Source organism: Peptoniphilus harei, assembly GCF_900454685.1.
Classification (GTDB): Bacteria; Bacillota; Clostridia; order Tissierellales; family Peptoniphilaceae; genus Peptoniphilus_A; species Peptoniphilus_A harei.
On record NZ_UATM01000032.1, the window covers coordinates 131,792 to 147,531 of the forward strand.

The following is a 15,740-nucleotide window of genomic DNA, read 5'->3' on the forward strand; positions in this document are numbered from 1 at the left end:
GTCCCAGTAATGGGACTTTTTTTATTGCCCTTTTTTAAAAAGTCTAGAAACATTTAAGAGTTCTCTCTCTTTTAGAATTCCTTTTTCCCTTAAATACTTTTCAGCCCTAGAGTAAAAGGCCCTCTTGGACTCAGTTACATAAAAATAATCCCTTATATAATTTTCCTTCTTATAGGTATAGTCTTCTAAAATCCCATCAACATTGGAATAAATTTCTATTTCCAAAACTTTTTTTGCAAAATAATTTATGAAAAAGTCCTTCTTCAAATGAAGACCACTTGAGGCAAGAAAAATCATATTATACTTTGAAAAATCAAAATCCTTGAAGTATTCGTCAGAGATCATCTTCATTATGTCATCAGCTATTCCATCATTGGCTCCATTTATCAAAAGTGGAACATCTAGATAATCTACTGGAGAGTCTGTAAAGTTTTTTAAAGCTCCTTCTTTACAAGTTAATTTTGACCCAAGGCAGAGGATTTTTTTATTCTTTAGCTTTTTCTTTAGGGCATCTTGACCATAAAAGGCTCTTGATGAATTTTTAAAATAGTTAATGGCATCGAAGTCCATAACTATTATTTTTTTTGCCTTCTTAAAGGACTTCTCCAAAAATTTTATCCTATCGTCGACCACTTCTCGCCTATAGAGGCCATAATATTCAAATTTATCATCAACATAATAGTTTAAGTAGTCCCTGTGGACTTCGTAAAGTCCAACAATTCCTGGACCTGTATCAAAAACTGCCATCTTCCTCACCCACTCTCAACTTATAGGTCTTGTCATAAGTTTTTTTGAAGTGCCTGTAGGCATCTTCTAAGTCATTTTTATTTTCAAAAATTCCAAAAATTGTTGCCCCACTCCCACTCATAAGAGGAGCAGAATTAAAGTCCCTCATCTTATTTTTTATGTCTAAAAGGTCCTTGTGACTTTCAAAAACCACTTCTTCCATTTTATTTTCTAAGACTTCATTTAGTCTTTTTATATCTAAATCATAAAGACCTTGAAGGACTTCATCAAAATCTATTCTCCTATCATCTATTTTGATTTTTTCATAGACATCCTTGGTAGACACTCCATAGCCAGGATTAACTATTAGGACATTGTCAAGTTCTATTGGCTTCACTTTTTCGAGAATTTCTCCAATACCAGAAGCAAGCTTGGTCCCTCCCGTCATCATATAGGTGAAGTCTGCTCCAAGGTTTGAGGATAATTTTATCAAATCTTTTTTTGGAATTTTTAAATCGTACAATTCATTTAAGGCGTAAAAAGTCCCAGCTCCATTAGATGTCCCTCCTGCAAGTCCAGCTGCCAGGGGGATATTTTTTTCTATTTCAACCTTAAAGGGAAGATCTTTTCCTACAAAATCTCTTAGGACAAGGTAGGCCTTGTAAATAAAATTTTCTTTCATATCAAAATCAAAATCACCAAGAATTTCAACTTTATCGCTTTTAGAAAATTTCATCTCATCATAAAGGTCTGTCATCACCATTAAAGTTTTTATGTCATGGTAAGCATTTTCTCTCTTGCCTGTCACGTCGAGAGATAAGTTTAACTTTGCATGGGCTTTCTTCGTAATCATAAAACACCTCTAAATAATTATAATTCATTGAGAATATTTTTTCATCTATATAGAAATTTATTATTCCTTCTAAAAATTAAATAAGGACTTTAATATTATAAAATAAAAATATTTTCATAAAGTTATGATAAATTTTTTAAAAATCTCTTCCATTTCTTTGCTAAAACATTTTCCTTGTATTACAATAAAGTAAGAGGTGATATTTATGGATCTTAAGACCTTAGGTTTAGATGAAGCCCTTTTAAAAAGTTTAAAGGACTACATAGATACTTTTGACGACAAGGAAAACAATATTATAAGTATACTCCACTACGCCCAAGATATTTTTGGCTACCTTCCAAAGGAACTCCAAATTTATATTGCTAGGCTAACTGACCTGCCAGCATCTAGGATCAACGGCATTGTAACTTTTTACTCCTTCTTTAGTGAAAAGAAAGTTGGAGCCTTTAAGGTGGACGTCTGCCTAGGTACTGCTTGCTTTGTTGATGACAGCAAGACTCTCTTAGATGCCTTTAAGGACCAACTAAAGGTTGATGAAGATGGACTAAGTCAAGATGGCCTCTTCAATGTCAACTCCATTAGGTGTCTTGGTGCCTGCGGGATTGGTCCTGTTGTAAGAGTAAACGACAAAATTTACGGCCATGTTAAGCCCCAAGACGTAAAGGAAATTATAAAGGTCCACAGGCAAGAGTTAGAAGAAGCAAAAAAATAGGAAAGAGGAGATTATTATGGCAAAAATAGATTCCTTAGAAAAACTTCTGGAAATAAAAGAATCTAGGCATCACAAGACCATTCTCCGTGACATAGGAAACATGTCTGACGATGATGTTATAGAAATCTTTATTAGGGGAAATGAAAAAGAAAAATATGCGGAGATAGAAAATCTTTTTGACGAGCTCAAGTCCTTTGTGAGGGACAAGGGAATGAGAAATTGTAAATTTTTATTTCAAGATGACCCAGACCAAAAGGAGAATTTTAATATAGAAATTTCCTTTAGGGTTAGGACTAATATAAAGTCTAATACTTTAGACCTCGCTGATATTAAGGACTTTATCGACCACATTGCATCAATAAAAGATCAAGCCCACAACTATGATAAAGAGGTGGACCATGAATAACTTGAGATTACAAATACTAATTTGCAAGGGAACTGGTTGCGTGTCTGCAAGAAGTGACCTTATAAAAGAAAATTTTGACAAGGCCTTAGAAGACTATAAGATTAATGACGTTGAAGCAATAATAACTGGTTGCTTTGGCTTTTGTGGAGAGGGACCTATTGTCAAGGTGGAACCTGACAATGTCTTCTACACTCACGTCAGCCCAGAGGACGTAAACGAAATTGTGGCTGATCACATTATTCACGGAAGACCTGTTAAGAGACTTTTATACAGGAATCCAAAGAATAATGAAGTTATCTACAACCAACGTGACATGAACTTCTACGGCAAGCAAACTCGTCTTGCTTTAAAAAATTGCGGCAAGATTGATCCAGAAAATATTTACGACTACATATCCTATGACGGTTACCAAGCTCTTTTCAAAGTTTTAACAGAAATGAGCCCCCAAGATGTAATTGACGTCATTAAGGCATCAGGCCTTCGTGGCCGTGGTGGCGGCGGATTCCCTACTGGCATCAAGTGGCAAAATACCTACATGAGTCCTGGCGACGAAAAATATATTTTCTGTAACGCCGACGAGGGTGACCCGGGAGCCTTTATGGATAGGTCCATACTTGAAGGTGACCCAAATTCCATTATCGAAGCCATGACTATTGGTGGTTATGCAACTGGTGCAAACCACGGTGTTATTTATATAAGAGCAGAATATCCTCTTGCCATCCACAGGCTAAAGACAGCTATTGGTCAGGCAAGAAAGTATGGCTTTTTAGGAAGAAATATTTTTAATTCTGGCTTTGATTTTGATATAGAAATAAGATACGGGGCTGGCGCCTTTGTATGTGGCGAAGAAACTGCTCTTATCCACTCAGTTGAAGGAAAAAGAGGAGAACCAACAAGAAAGCCACCCTTCCCTTCAGTTAAGGGTTATATGGGAAAACCAACTACAGTTAATAACGTAGAAACCTATGCCAATATTCCACAAATTATCTTAAGAGGACCAGAGTGGTTTGCCTCCATGGGTACAGAAAAGTCCAAGGGAACAAAGGTCTTTGCCCTAGCAGGCAAGGTCAACAATGTTGGACTTGTTGAAGTACCTATGGGAATTACTATAAGAGAAATTGTCTACGACATTGGCGGAGGAATACCAAATGGCAAAAAATTTAAGGCCGTTCAAATTGGTGGACCTTCTGGTGGTATGATTACCAAGGAAAATATCGACACTCCAATTGACTACGAAAACCTAAAGGAAATTGGTGCCATGATGGGTTCTGGTGGACTTATAGTCATGGACGAAGACAATGACATGGTGGACATAGCCAAATTCTACCTAGAATTTACCCAAGACGAGTCTTGTGGCAAGTGTACTCCTTGTAGGATTGGAACTAAGAGGCTATTAGAAATGTTGGAAAAACTTTTGGACAACAAAGGTTCAGAAGAAGACCTCCAAAAAATCGAAGACCTCTGCCACAACATAATTAACTCAGCAGCTTGTGGACTTGGTCAAACTGCACCAAACCCAATCCTATCTACAATGAGGTACTTCCCAGACGAATACTTAAAATATGCAAGACGTGAAATGAAAAAATTTTATAAAATTGATAAGGATAAGTGCGTTGGCTGTCACAAGTGTGCAGGACTTTGTCCAGTTAAGTGCATAAGTGGCGAAGTAAAAGAAAAACACGAGATTGACAAGGAAAAATGTATAGCTTGTGGAACTTGTGCCAAGGCTTGTCCAGTTAATGCTATAGCCATGGGAAGGTAGGGATGAATAATGATTAATTGTGTGATAAATGATAAAAAATTACAAGTTAAGGAAGGAAGCACCATCCTAGAAGCGGCAAAGGAAGTGGGTATTGAAATCCCTACTCTTTGTCATATGAAGCTTCCCAACTTTAATTATGAAAATATGCCTTCATCATGCAGGATTTGTATGGTAGAAGTTATTGGCAGGCCAAAACTTTGTACTGCCTGTTCCGAAGAAATAACTGAGGGCATGGTAATAAAAACTGACACTGTAAAGGCAGTTGAAGCAAGAAGAATAAATTTGGAACTTCTTCTTTCCAACCACCCAAAGGACTGCTTGGTCTGTCCTAAAAATTTAAATTGTGAGCTTCAAGCACTAGCAGAAAAAATGGGCATAAGAGAAATCGCCTACAAGGGTGACAAGGCAGGTCACAAGGTGGACTCATCATCAGATTCAATTTACAGGAATCCCAACAAATGTATTATGTGCAGAAGATGTGAAACTATGTGTAACGAAGTTCAAACTGTGGGAACTCTTGGTGGACTAAACCGTGGCTTTGACGCCATAGTCTCCCCTGCCTTTAATCTTCCACTGGCTGATTCGTCTTGTACCTTCTGTGGCCAATGTGTGGCAGTTTGCCCAACTGGAGCAATTGTAGAAGTTGATGCAACTGCAAGAGTCTTTAAAGAAATTAAAAATCCAAGAAAGCACCTTGTAGTCCAAGTTGCCCCATCAATAAGAGTTGCCATAGGAGAACTCTTTGGCATGGAACCAGGTCAGGTTACGACAGGTAAACTAGTTACAGCCTTGAGAAAACTCGGCTTCGATACAGTTTTCGACACAGACTTTTCAGCAGATTTAACAGTTATGGAAGAAGCCAGTGAGCTAGTTGATAGGATTCAAAATGATAAGACTATGCCAATCTTAACATCTTGCTGTCCAGCCTGGGTTAGGTTTATAGAAATGAATTATCCAGACATGTTAGATATTCCATCATCATGTAAGTCACCACAAATGATGATGGGGTCAATGGTAAAGACCTATTACGCAGAAAAAACTGGCATACCTGCCAAGGACATTGTTATGGTTTCAGTTATGCCTTGTACTGCCAAGAAGGCAGAAGCAGACAGGGCTGAACTTGGGTCTAATGATATGAAGGACGTAGACTATGTCCTTTCAACAAGAGAACTTGGCAGGATGATAAACTTATATGGAATTGACTTTGAAGGACTTGAAGAGGGAGAATTTGACCAAATCATGGGAGAATCCTCTGGAGCAGGAACAATATTTGGAACAACAGGTGGCGTAATCGAAGCAGCAATAAGAACTGCATCAGAATGGCTAACTGGAGAAGAGTTAGAAAAAATTGAATTCCAAGAACTAAGAGGCCTAAAGGGCATAAGGTCAGCAGAAGTTGCTATTGGCGATATGCACCTAAGAGTTGGAATCGCCCATGGACTTGGCAACGCAAGAAGACTTCTTGATGGTATAAAAGATGGAACTTATAATTTTGATGCCATAGAAATAATGGCTTGTCCAGGTGGATGTATTGGCGGAGGCGGCCAACCTTACCACCACGGCAAGGAAGAAGTCTTACTTAAGAGACAAAGAGCCCTTTATGAAATAGATAAAAATAAAGAAATAAGAAAGGCTCACGAAAACCCAATGATTAAGAAAATATATAAAGACTACTTGGGAAGACCTTATGGAGAAAGAGCCCATAACTTGCTTCATACAAAATATCAAGCTAGAGAAAAGATTTAGGGGAAAAGTATTTTAAAAGCTTCGCTTTTATAAATCTTATAAAGAGTTTTCTTTAAGAATTTTTTGTAAAGCTAAGCTTTACTATTTATCTATTGGAGGGGACTTAGGGCGTTTCGATTCGCCCTTGTCCCCTCCAAACCTCCCCTTAACACCCCCAACGACCTGGCAGGGGCCTTTGCCAGCAACCCCGAGCGGCAGCCATCCTAAAAATTCAAAACTTGCTCGCTACAAACTTTTACAAACTTAAAAAAATTTATCAATAGAGTCAGAGAATATCTGACTCTATTTTTTATTTGCGAGCTTCGCGTGAACCTAATCAACTCAAAGTTCGCTTCGCTCCTTTTCGCTGTAAGGTTCATCGGCTGAGCAATAAATTGCTCAAGCACATTGAATTTTTTACGGCTGACTTGCCTTACGGGGTTTTTCACCTTTAGTTCACAGTTTTACCATTACACAGATTAGAATTTATCTTAAGTTACTTTAACCAACCTAACTATCCAAATTAAGTTTTGCATCAAAAAAAGCTTAATCAGTATCGATTAAGCTTTATATTTTTACAACTTTCTATTTAATTATAACTTTACAGCTTTTCATGATTCATAAAGAAACTATGACTTAATAATTAGTTGTAAAGTTACAAATTTTTATAACTTTATAACTAAAATCAACTTTAGGTTTAAACCGTGAGCTGATAAAGTGCATATAATGAGCAAAAAAATTGGTTATGCGTTAAAAATTTTCAACTGTTTGAATTCGCGAAGCGAATGAGTTTTGAAAATTTAGCATGACCGATTTTTTTGGACTCAACGTACGTGGGGTGAAGGGGGTGGCTTGGAGGGGCAAGGGGCCTCACGATGCCCCTAAGCCCCTCCAATATTGATTCGTAAAGCTCAGCTTTACAAAAGATTAATTAAAGATCAAATCTTAAATATTGATTCTAAAAGCGAAGCTTTTACTCCCTCAGCTTACTGAAATCCTACTCTTATGCATATAATAAACCCCAATAAACAAGGCTATTGTTTCTAAAAGCATTGGAATTAGTATTCCTATTCCCATCCCCCTCATAAACACATCTCCATTATTTAGGAAGAGTTCAATATTAGTAAATAAGTCTAATTTATCTAAGCCATATAGAACTGCTCCTTCTATCATTCCTAGTCCTATATAAACAAGGACTGGTCCACCAAATCCAAATCTTCTAAATTTTTTTCCACCGCCAAATGTCACTGCGAAGATTATTCCAATGATGTTGTTAAATAAAAACATTAGAACCCAAGCAACAAGCACTAATATGTTTCTTATTCCAACTTCATTTATTAGCTCATTTATATCTGCCCAAGTTATATATATTACTCCACCATCAACAGATGGAACAAACATAAATAGGAAACAAATTAATCCTACATAAATTGAATAGATAATAAACATTATAAGATAATATAAAAATCTTGAAAAAGTTTTTGCTGAAGGACTTATTGGTGTTGATTCATAAAATAAGGCACTGTCGCCAAAGAACATATTGTAGTCGCCAACTATAACTGTTATAGCTGCTGCCATGTAACCAAACATTAGCGCCATCATGCCTAAAACAAATGCACTGTCTCCAATTGAATGATTAACATTTGAAAATAATAATCCAAAAATAATTAGGGCTACTGGCAAGACTGGAATAAACCAATTATTTTTAAAGTGATTTCTTATTTGATGTCCAAGTAATTTTCCCATTAAAATACCTCCGTAAAGTAGTCTTCTATACTCATATTTTCTTCACTTCTTATTTCATCTACTGTCTTGTTGAGGGTAATCTTGCCTTCTGAAAGGAAGAGGACCCTATCAAGGAGTGGCTCAATTTGATTTATTAAATGAGTGGATAAAATAATTAGAGAGTCTTCTTCAAAATTATCTAAAATAGTTTGGATTATGGCCTTTCTCGCTGAAGGATCAACTCCAGAAATGGGTTCGTCTAAGAGGAAGATCTCTGCCCTTCTTGAAAGACTTAGGGCAATTTGCATTTTTTCCCTCATACCTTTACTCATTTCCTTGACCTTGGCTCCTTGAGGAAGTTTAAATTCTTCGTAAATCCTATAAAATTTATCTTCGTCAAAGTCCTTGAAGAATTTCTTGTAAGTTCTCACAACTTCCTTTACTGAAAGTTTGTCGCTAAGAGAAAACTTATCTGGTTGGTAGGATAAAATTTCTGCTGTCTTGTAAGAAATTTCTTCTCCATCTATGATTACACTTCCCTTGTAGGTTTTTTCTAGACCTGCAAGGATCCTAAGTAGGGTTGACTTACCTGCCCCGTTGGGGCCAACTAGGCCCACAATTTGTCCCTTATCAAGTTCTAGGTTTAGGTCGTCAAGGACCTTATTCTTGTAGCCCATATTTAAATTTTTTATCTCTAGCTTGCTCATACTTCCCTCCAATATTTATCTAAAAGTTCCAGTGATTTTTCCTTTGTCATCTTGAGTTCTTCTGCAACTAATATTAAATCGTCGCAGGACCTATAAAAGGCACCCTTTGCAATTTCTTCTATTAGTTCTTCGTCATCTGTTATAAATCTGCCGCTAGTCCTATTTGACTTGGCAAGGCCCTCTCTCTCAAGTTCCTGCAAGGCCCTTTGGACTGTGTTGGGGTTGACCCCATAGGCTTGGGCAAGGTTTCTAACAGTTTCCATCTTCTCTCCACTTTTCCACTCTCCGCTTGAAATCTTTAATTTAAAATCTTCAAGGAGCTGGATGTAGATGGGTCTGTTGTTATCAAATTCCATATTTACCTCCTTTTTAGATCCACTTTTGAATAATTTTTTATTTAAAAGTCCTCATCTCTTTTATATTAAGTAAATTTTTAATTTCATATTCAATCTCAATTTCTTATTTCTTTAAAAATTTTTAATAAAGTGCAAGATACTTTTTGTATTGTTGTATCAACTCCTTAGTACAATAGTTATTATATACAAGCTTTTTTATTTTTGCAAGACTTTTTATTAAAAATTTTTAAATTTATAAAGTATATTGTTTTTCTTAAGCTAAACTTGTAAACCTAGAGATTTTAAAATTTTTGTGAAAATCTTTTCATTTTTCATAGGTTCATAGAGGCTTTTTAATTCTACCAACTTCCTTTACTTCGAATTTTTATAGTGCTATCATAAAAAACCTAGGGAAGAATTATAAGGAGGTATTATATGAATGAATTATTAATCATATTTTTGATAATGGTCTTGGGTTACGCCCTTGGTCATGTTAACTTTTTTGGAATAAAATTTGGTGCATCGGCAATTTTAATTGTGGCCCTCTTCTTTGGTCACTTTGGCTTTACTGTTCCAAAGTTCTTGGCTAAGATTGGCCTTGTGCTTTTCCTTGCACCTATTGGTCTAATGGCAGGTCCAAGTTTTATGGCAAACATCAAGAAGAATGGACTTTCCTTTTTGGCAATTTCTTTTATCACAGTTGCTATTGGAGGGATTTTAATTGTATTAGTATCTAAGTTCTTTGACATTGATCTAGCCCTATCAATGGGACTTGCAACTGGAGCCATGACTTCAACATCAATGCTTGGTACAGTAAAGAGTCTTACTACATCAAGCTTACCTGGTGTTGGCTATGGAATTGCTTATGCCTTCGGTGTTGTTGGCGTTGTACTTATTGTTCAACTTATGCCAAAAATTTTAAAGGTCGATGTTGATGAAGAAATTAATAAATTAGTTTTACCAAAAGACAATCCAAATCTAAATAAAAAGGATGTTGGAAATTTAATTAATTTTGAAAAAAATGGACTCTTTCCAGTAGCTCTTGCTTCAACTCTTGGCATCCTACTTGGTTCAATTAAGATTCCTATAGGAAGCGTAAGCCTTTCACTTGGAGCAGGTGGTGGCGCTTTAATCGCTGGTCTTGTACTTGGTCACTATGGAATACTTGGCAGGATTAACTTAGTTGTTTCTAACGAGAGACTTTCTCTTGTTCGTGACCTTGGTCTTGCCTTCTTCTTATTAGAGTCAGGCGTTAGTGCAGGAACAGGTTTTGTTGAAGTTGTAAGTCAATATGGAATAAAATTATTTTTTGCAGGAGTTATCTTAACACTTGTGCCTGCACTTATTTCACTTTTTGTTTCTTACAAGGTCTTCAAGCTACCACTTTTTGCAGCCCTTGGTGCCACAACTGGATCAATGACTTCTGCCCCATCTCTTGGAGCTTTACTCCAAGTTACTAATGGGGACGACAAGGTTTCATCGTTCTATGCAGCCACACAACCAACTGCAACAGTTATGATGGTATTCTTGCCACAGATAATTAACATCTTCTTCCCAGTGAGTTAATATTAAAAAATTATAAAGACACAAAAAAATCCCAAGCTGAATTTATTTTCAACTTGGGATTTTTTTATTATCTTATTTATTTTATTCTACTTTTCTATTCTTTTTATTTTTTACCTTCTTAAGTCTAAAGAAGTCTTCTCTTTCTTTTTCCGCCAAAATTTCTTCGATCTCTCTAATAATACTTTTGTACTTAGGTATTTGAATCTTGTCAAGGGCATTGGCTCTCTTGGCAGTCTTTTTTATTTCATTGGCAAGCCTAAAGACAGAAGTTTCTATCTCGGCAAGCTCATAGATGACAGGAAGAATTTCTGAAATATTTATCTTTGCCCTGTCAAAGGCTGCATTAGATTGGTGGAGGGAATAGTCTGCCCTAGCACTGGGCTTTTCATATTTTATTTTTGGAAGCTCTAGCCCCATAACTGAACGTGAAATAATTTCGTAGTCCTTTTCTAGTGGAGCTGACTCTCCCATATCTTTTAGGGACAAGGCTCCCATAGATATAGTTGCCATTACAAGTTCAGAGTAAGACTTATCAAACTTTTCTTCTATTTCATCCTGTAAGGCCTTGGCATTTTTATTTAAGTCCATCATTTCCTTTATAAGGACTGTCCTCTTCTTGTCAAGAAGGTCATAACCCTTCTCAGCAAGGACGAGGGCATTTTTTGATGCAATTAAATTTGCCTTAGTAGGTGTTACCTTAATCGCCATTCTTATCACCTAGATGTTTTTCTTTTAACTTAGGATCAATTCTATCAATCATTTGACTTGGAAGAATCTTTAGCAGTTCCCAACCTAAATCTAGGGTTTCTTCAATGTCTCTATTTTCATTTTGGTCTTGAGTTAAGAATCTCTTTTCAAACTCTTCGCCAAATTTTAAAATTAATTTTTCGTCATCTGATATATCATCTTCACCAATAATTTGGGCGAGGGCCCTAGTTTCCTGTACCTTTGAGTAGGATGCAAAAAGTTGTGATGATAGGTCTGGATGATCTTCTCTTGTATAACCTTCTCCAATGCCGTCCTTCATAAGTCTTGACAGTGAAGGAAGGACATCAATTGGTGGATAAACTCCCTTGGAGAATAAGTCACGACTTACTACAATTTGACCTTCAGTGATGTAACCTGTAAGGTCAGGGATCGGGTGGGTGATATCATCATTAGGCATTGTCAAAATTGGGATAAGAGTTACAGATCCGTCGCTATCCTTAATCATACCTGCCCTTTCATAAAGAGCTGCAAGGTCTGAATAAAGGTGACCTGGATAGCCCTTTCTTGATGGAACTTCTTCTCTTGAAGATGAAACTTCTCTTAGGGCTTCTGCATAGGATGTTATATCTGTCATAATTACAAGAACTTGCATGTTCTTTTCAAAGGCAAGGTACTCTGCTGCAGTAAGGGCACACTTAGGTGCAATAAGTCTTTCCATAATTGGGTCATCAGCATAGTTGATATACATAACAACCTTGTCGATTACACCAGAATTTTTAAAACTTTCCCTAAAGAAGTCAGCTTCATCGTGCTTTACGCCAATTGCAGCAAAGACAATGGCAAAGTTATTTTCTCCGCCCTCGTCTGCAATCTTAGCTTGTCTTACAATTTGGGCAGCAACTTCGTTGTGAGGAAGTCCTGATCCTGAAAAAATTGGAAGTTTTTGTCCCCTGATAAGGGTCATTAGTCCATCTATAGAAGAGATACCTGTTTGGATAAAGTTCCTTGGGTATTCTCTTGCTGATGGGTTAATTGGTCTACCATTTATGTTGTAAACATCCTTTGAATAAATGGCACCTCCCTTGTCAATTGGGACTGCTGTACCATTAAATACCCTTCCCAAGATATCTGATGAAAGTGGTATTTCAAAAGGGTGGGCAGAGAATTCTACCTTTGTATTTTTTGTTGATACGCCAAGGTTGTTGCCAAATACTTGGACAATTGCCCTGTCTTCATCGATTTTTATAACTTGACCAATTTCAGATCTCTTGCCGTCTTTTGAGATAATTTTTACAACTTCACCATAGCTAACTCTGTGAAGATTTGAAAGTTCTAGTAGGGATCCTTCAATTCTATCAAGTGTTAAATATTCTTTTTTCATTCTACATCACCATAAGTTGAGGCAAGCTCTACATAAAAGTCGTTAATTTCATTGTTCAAGCTCACAAATTTCTTTAAGTTTTCGTTTTCTATATCGTACTTCATGTTGATTACTTTTCCATAAAGTTTGTTGTTCTTAATTACAGAAATAGGAATCTTTAGCTTTAATGCTTCCTTTCCTCTTTCGTATAAATTGTCTATAGTCTTTAACATTTCAAATTGCTTTTCAAGTGGCACAAAGGTGTCAATTGGGTTAAAGGCATTTTGTTGTAAGAATCCAACTTTTACGACACGACAAATTTCAAGGACAAGTCTTTCTTCGTCGGGAAGGACGTCTTCACCAACAAGCATAACTATTTCATTTAACTTGGCTTCCTTGTGAAGAAGGTCAAGATATTTAATTCTTAGGTCTGGCAAGTCCCCATCAAGTCTCATGTCGTAATAGTTTTTAAGAAGTGGGATGTAACCTGAGTAAGAGTTCATCCAGTTTATAGCTGGATAGTGCCTTGAGTAGGCTAGTTCCTTGTCAAGTGCCAAGAATACATTGACAAACCTCTTTGTGTTTTCTGTAACTGGTTCAGAGAAGTCACCACCTGCTGGAGAGACTGCACCAATAAGAGTTACAGATCCTTCAGCTCCTGAAAGGGTATTTACATAACCTGCCCTTTCATAGAAACCTGCAATTCTTGATGGAAGATAAGCAGGGTAACCTTCTTCGGCTGGCATTTCTTCTAGACGACCAGAAATTTCACGAAGAGCTTCTGCCCAACGAGAAGTTGAGTCACCCATTAGGGCAACGTGATAGCCCATGTCCCTAAAGTATTCTGCCATAGTTACACCAGTGTAAATTGATGCTTCACGGGCAGCTACTGGCATGTTAGAAGTGTTGGCAATAAGGATTGTCCTATCCATTAGTGCCTTGCCAGTGTTAGGGTCAATTAGTTGTGGGAAGTCTTCCAAAACTTCTGTCATTTCGTTACCACGTTCACCACAACCAATGTAGATAATGATGTCGGCGTCACAATACTTGGCAATTTGGTGCTGAGTCATTGTCTTTCCAGTACCAAATCCTCCTGGAACAGCAGTAGTTCCACCCTTGGCAATTGGAAAGAAAACATCGAAGACTCTTTGACCAGTTACAAGTAACTTGTCAATGGGAAGTCTTTCCTTAACTGGTCTTGGAATTCTTACTGGCCAGTTTTGGTACATCTTAACTTCATTTATCTTTCCAAATTCGTCCTTAACCTTTAAGAGGACTGTCTCTATATTGTATTTGCCATCATCAAGAATTTTTACAACTTCACCAGACACATCTGGAGGAATCATAACCTTGTGAGTGATGATATCTGTTTCAGGAACTTCAGCAAAAATTTGTCCTCCATGAACTTTGTCGTGAAGTTTTACCTTGAAACTTACATCCCATAATTTTTCTTCATCAAGAGAAATAAGTCCAATACCTTCTGGCATAAAAGACCCGTGTTCCTTTTTTATAGATTCAAGTGGTCTCTCTATACCATCGAAGATACCTCTTATCATCCCAGGTCCAAGCTTTACAGAAAGTGGTGCTCCTGTTGAGATAATATCTTCGTCACGTCTTAGGCCTTCGGTTTCTTCATAAACTTGAACAGTGCCTAGGTCTCCGTCAATAGAAATAACTTCTCCAATTAATTTTTTCTCACCAACTAGGACCATCTCTCTAATCTTGTAGTCAGCCATGTTTTTGCCAATTACAACAGGTCCGTCAACTGATTTAATCTTCGCTCTTTCCAATGACTTCACCCCTTTCCTTTAGTCTTTCATGTAGCATTGATCCAATTTCATATTTCATGTCGTCAAGTTTATTCTTTAGAGAAAGGTTGATGTTGTAAGTTTTGTTGATATCAGACACAATGAAACCACCAAGGTGGTATTCATATAGCTGGTCAATCTTAAGTTCAACTCCTTTTTCCTCTGCAATTTCCTTAAACTTGTCCACTAATTCTTTTTTCTCATCATCTTTTACATAAAGGTAGATAGCCTCTTCATCTATTTCATCTAAAATATCTCTAAAGCTTTCAACTTCTTTTTCTACATATTCATCTGTCTTTGTAAATTCTAAGAGTTTTTCTGAAAGGGTTTCAAGAAGTTCATTTAGTAGCTTTTCATCTTCTTCAAGAAATAGGACCCTCTTTTGTTCTTCAACAGAGGCAATAAGTTCATATCCCCTTCTCTTGGCAAGATTGACCCTCCTATCAACAAAGGCCTTTTCGTCTTCTTCAAGAGACTTTAGCTTTTCTTCAAGGATCTTTGCTGCCTTTTCTCCTTCTTCCTTTATTCTTCTTTCACACTCTTCTTTTTGCTTTAGAAAAACAATTTTGTTGAATATGGCAATTTTGTTTTCAAGTAAAATCATTTAATCACCTACAGCTTTCACACCAACAGATTCTCTGACGTATTTTAAAATAAAGTCATCTTCCATCTTGCCGTCGAGGTCTGGGATAGTTACCACTAGGGGAAGGTCGCCAGATAATTTAAAGTCTAGGACCTCCTCTTTTATTTCCTTAAAAGAAGAATAAGTTAGGATAATTATTCCAATGTCCTCTTCCTTGGTGTAAGACTTAAAATTTTTTAAAAGTTCAGATCTGTTATTACATTTAACAGACCTTACGCCAGCTAGGCGAAGGCCGTTAATAATATCGTCATTTGATGTTAAAAGAATTGATCTCATTATAGTCTTCCAAGAATCATAATTGAAATGATAAGACCATAAATAGCAATACCTTCTGCAAGTCCTAGATAAATCATTGATTTACCAAGAATGTTAGGATCTTCTGATACAGCTCCAATTGCTGCAGAACCTACATTAGAAACGGCAACCCCAGCACCTAGTGAAGCAAGACCTGTTGAAAGACCTGCTGCTAAGAAGCCTAGTCCGTTTCCACCTGTTGGAGCAGCTGCAGCTGATGCCATTTGTGGAACTAGAGAAATAAGACCAAATACAAAAACTGGTGCAAAAACAAATAGGTTTAATTTCATAAAGGCACGGGCAAATTTTCTGTTTTTGTCTGTTCCCTTATAAATAAAATAAAAACCTGAAACTACCATTGAAAATACTGTTAAAACTCCTAAAATAATTATTTTTTCCATTATTAAACT

At 36.7% G+C, this 15,740-nt stretch carries 16 protein-coding genes; 5 read left to right on the forward strand and 11 right to left on the reverse strand.

Going from position 1 to position 15,740, the window contains the following annotated elements; translation table 11 throughout:
* Window positions 1-21 precede the first annotated feature (21 nt).
* Both DRZ96_RS02090 and ispE read right to left on the reverse strand, forming a co-directional pair.
* Complete coding sequence (locus DRZ96_RS02090) at window positions 22-747, reverse strand: hypothetical protein (protein ID WP_112889388.1); 726 nt, start codon at window positions 745-747, stop codon at window positions 22-24.
* A complete protein-coding gene (ispE, locus tag DRZ96_RS02095) occupies window positions 734-1,579 on the reverse strand; it encodes a 4-(cytidine 5'-diphospho)-2-C-methyl-D-erythritol kinase (protein WP_112889389.1) in 846 nt (281 codons plus the stop codon). The genes DRZ96_RS02090 and ispE overlap by 14 nt, the downstream gene beginning before the upstream one ends.
* A 205-nt stretch (window positions 1,580-1,784) precedes the next feature.
* Here ispE and DRZ96_RS02100 point away from each other — a divergent pair, with 205 nt between their 5' ends.
* Genes DRZ96_RS02100 through DRZ96_RS02115 form a run of 4 tightly spaced genes read left to right on the forward strand, consistent with a single transcriptional unit; the run spans window position 1,785 to window position 6,205 of the window.
* Complete coding sequence (locus DRZ96_RS02100) at window positions 1,785-2,291, forward strand: NADH-quinone oxidoreductase subunit NuoE family protein (protein WP_112889390.1); 507 nt, start codon at window positions 1,785-1,787, stop codon at window positions 2,289-2,291.
* Window positions 2,292-2,307: 16 nt separating this feature from the next.
* On the forward strand, window positions 2,308-2,697 hold the full coding sequence (locus tag DRZ96_RS02105; RefSeq protein ID WP_070701777.1) for a hypothetical protein: 390 nt from the start codon (window positions 2,308-2,310) through the stop codon (window positions 2,695-2,697).
* Window positions 2,690-4,459 carry an NADH-ubiquinone oxidoreductase-F iron-sulfur binding region domain-containing protein gene (locus DRZ96_RS02110; protein WP_112889391.1) on the forward strand — a complete coding sequence of 590 codons (1,770 nt, stop codon included), beginning with the start codon at window positions 2,690-2,692 and terminating at the stop codon, window positions 4,457-4,459. Before DRZ96_RS02105 ends, DRZ96_RS02110 begins: the two co-directional genes overlap by 8 nt.
* Window positions 4,460-4,468: 9 nt before the next feature.
* Window positions 4,469-6,205: an NADH-dependent [FeFe] hydrogenase, group A6 gene (locus DRZ96_RS02115; RefSeq protein ID WP_112889392.1), complete on the forward strand. Its 1,737-nt coding sequence runs from the start codon at window positions 4,469-4,471 to the stop codon at window positions 6,203-6,205.
* 960 nt (window positions 6,206-7,165) lie between these two features.
* Here DRZ96_RS02115 and DRZ96_RS02120 read toward each other — a convergent pair.
* The 3 genes from DRZ96_RS02120 to DRZ96_RS02130 are packed head-to-tail and all read right to left on the reverse strand — an operon-like array spanning window position 7,166 to window position 8,972.
* Window positions 7,166-7,930, reverse strand: a complete 765-nt coding sequence (locus tag DRZ96_RS02120; protein WP_112889393.1) for a hypothetical protein — start codon at window positions 7,928-7,930, stop codon at window positions 7,166-7,168.
* Window positions 7,930-8,616: an ABC transporter ATP-binding protein gene (locus DRZ96_RS02125; RefSeq protein WP_112889394.1), complete on the reverse strand. Its 687-nt coding sequence runs from the start codon at window positions 8,614-8,616 to the stop codon at window positions 7,930-7,932. The genes DRZ96_RS02120 and DRZ96_RS02125 overlap by 1 nt, the downstream gene beginning before the upstream one ends.
* Window positions 8,613-8,972: a GntR family transcriptional regulator gene (locus DRZ96_RS02130; RefSeq protein WP_112889395.1), complete on the reverse strand. Its 360-nt coding sequence runs from the start codon at window positions 8,970-8,972 to the stop codon at window positions 8,613-8,615. Before DRZ96_RS02130 ends, DRZ96_RS02125 begins: the two co-directional genes overlap by 4 nt.
* 414 nt (window positions 8,973-9,386) lie before the next feature.
* Between DRZ96_RS02130 and DRZ96_RS02135 the strand changes: the two genes are divergently transcribed.
* A complete protein-coding gene (locus DRZ96_RS02135) occupies window positions 9,387-10,517 on the forward strand; it encodes an aspartate-alanine antiporter-like transporter (protein WP_112889396.1) in 1,131 nt (376 codons plus the stop codon).
* Window positions 10,518-10,598: 81 nt separating this feature from the next.
* Here DRZ96_RS02135 and DRZ96_RS02140 read toward each other — a convergent pair whose 3' ends face one another.
* The 6 genes from DRZ96_RS02140 to DRZ96_RS02165 are packed head-to-tail and all read right to left on the reverse strand — an operon-like array spanning window position 10,599 to window position 15,731.
* Window positions 10,599-11,225 carry a V-type ATP synthase subunit D gene (locus DRZ96_RS02140; protein ID WP_112889397.1) on the reverse strand — a complete coding sequence of 209 codons (627 nt, stop codon included), beginning with the start codon at window positions 11,223-11,225 and terminating at the stop codon, window positions 10,599-10,601.
* On the reverse strand, window positions 11,215-12,606 hold the full coding sequence (locus DRZ96_RS02145; RefSeq protein WP_112889398.1) for a V-type ATP synthase subunit B: 1,392 nt from the start codon (window positions 12,604-12,606) through the stop codon (window positions 11,215-11,217). Before DRZ96_RS02145 ends, DRZ96_RS02140 begins: the two co-directional genes overlap by 11 nt.
* Complete coding sequence (locus DRZ96_RS02150; protein WP_112889399.1) at window positions 12,603-14,375, reverse strand: V-type ATP synthase subunit A; 1,773 nt, start codon at window positions 14,373-14,375, stop codon at window positions 12,603-12,605. The genes DRZ96_RS02145 and DRZ96_RS02150 overlap by 4 nt, the downstream gene beginning before the upstream one ends.
* Complete coding sequence (locus DRZ96_RS02155; protein WP_112889400.1) at window positions 14,356-14,997, reverse strand: nucleoporin Nup88 family protein; 642 nt, start codon at window positions 14,995-14,997, stop codon at window positions 14,356-14,358. Before DRZ96_RS02155 ends, DRZ96_RS02150 begins: the two co-directional genes overlap by 20 nt.
* The gene (locus tag DRZ96_RS02160; protein WP_070700784.1) at window positions 14,998-15,312 is read right to left on the reverse strand and encodes a V-type ATP synthase subunit F; all 315 of its coding nucleotides are present in this window, start codon (window positions 15,310-15,312) and stop codon (window positions 14,998-15,000) included. It lies immediately after the preceding gene.
* Complete coding sequence (locus DRZ96_RS02165) at window positions 15,312-15,731, reverse strand: ATP synthase subunit C (RefSeq protein WP_005953789.1); 420 nt, start codon at window positions 15,729-15,731, stop codon at window positions 15,312-15,314. Before DRZ96_RS02165 ends, DRZ96_RS02160 begins: the two co-directional genes overlap by 1 nt.
* Between the last annotated feature and the right edge of the window lie 9 nt (window positions 15,732-15,740).

Coding starts and splice junctions, on each gene's coding strand:
- DRZ96_RS02090 (WP_112889388.1), bottom strand. CDS start 747: ATGGCAGTTTTTGATACAGGTCCAGGAATTGTTGGACTTTACGAAGTC.
- ispE (WP_112889389.1), bottom strand. CDS start 1,579: ATGATTACGAAGAAAGCCCATGCAAAGTTAAACTTATCTCTCGACGTG.
- DRZ96_RS02100 (WP_112889390.1), top strand. CDS start 1,785: ATGGATCTTAAGACCTTAGGTTTAGATGAAGCCCTTTTAAAAAGTTTA.
- DRZ96_RS02105 (WP_070701777.1), top strand. CDS start 2,308: ATGGCAAAAATAGATTCCTTAGAAAAACTTCTGGAAATAAAAGAATCT.
- DRZ96_RS02110 (WP_112889391.1), top strand. CDS start 2,690: ATGAATAACTTGAGATTACAAATACTAATTTGCAAGGGAACTGGTTGC.
- DRZ96_RS02115 (WP_112889392.1), top strand. CDS start 4,469: ATGATTAATTGTGTGATAAATGATAAAAAATTACAAGTTAAGGAAGGA.
- DRZ96_RS02120 (WP_112889393.1), bottom strand. CDS start 7,930: ATGGGAAAATTACTTGGACATCAAATAAGAAATCACTTTAAAAATAAT.
- DRZ96_RS02125 (WP_112889394.1), bottom strand. CDS start 8,616: ATGAGCAAGCTAGAGATAAAAAATTTAAATATGGGCTACAAGAATAAG.
- DRZ96_RS02130 (WP_112889395.1), bottom strand. CDS start 8,972: ATGGAATTTGATAACAACAGACCCATCTACATCCAGCTCCTTGAAGAT.
- DRZ96_RS02135 (WP_112889396.1), top strand. CDS start 9,387: ATGAATGAATTATTAATCATATTTTTGATAATGGTCTTGGGTTACGCC.
- DRZ96_RS02140 (WP_112889397.1), bottom strand. CDS start 11,225: ATGGCGATTAAGGTAACACCTACTAAGGCAAATTTAATTGCATCAAAA.
- DRZ96_RS02145 (WP_112889398.1), bottom strand. CDS start 12,606: ATGAAAAAAGAATATTTAACACTTGATAGAATTGAAGGATCCCTACTA.
- DRZ96_RS02155 (WP_112889400.1), bottom strand. CDS start 14,997: ATGATTTTACTTGAAAACAAAATTGCCATATTCAACAAAATTGTTTTT.
- DRZ96_RS02160 (WP_070700784.1), bottom strand. CDS start 15,312: ATGAGATCAATTCTTTTAACATCAAATGACGATATTATTAACGGCCTT.
- DRZ96_RS02165 (WP_005953789.1), bottom strand. CDS start 15,731: ATGGAAAAAATAATTATTTTAGGAGTTTTAACAGTATTTTCAATGGTA.